The sequence below is a fragment of the Sphingobacterium sp. HJSM2_6 genome (assembly GCF_049316305.1).
Classification (GTDB): domain Bacteria; phylum Bacteroidota; class Bacteroidia; order Sphingobacteriales; family Sphingobacteriaceae; genus Sphingobacterium.
Window position 1 is genome coordinate 1 of sequence record NZ_JBMOXB010000084.1, and the last position, 220, is coordinate 220.

Here is a 220-nt window from a genome sequence, read left to right on the forward strand (position 1 = left end):
CTTGATAAACGGCTGTTGATTTAACTTATGCCGAGAAGCTACTTCCGCAACCACAGGTACTCGTTGCATTAGGATTGTTAAATGTGAATCCACGAGCATCTAGTCCATTTTTGAAATCTATTTCCATACCAGCTAAATAGAGGCCATGTGCCTTATTCATAAAAACGCGCAGGCCGTTAATTTCATATTCTGAATCGCCTTCTTTTTTTTGATCGAAGCC

1 protein-coding gene is annotated in these 220 nt (G+C 40.0%); it reads right to left on the reverse strand.

Annotated features, from left to right (window positions below; translation table 11 throughout):
• Window positions 1–25: 25 nt before the first annotated feature.
• The coding region (locus ACFRAE_RS17880) for a HesB/IscA family protein (RefSeq protein ID WP_422798530.1) at window positions 26–220 on the reverse strand (195 nt) is incomplete at its 5' end.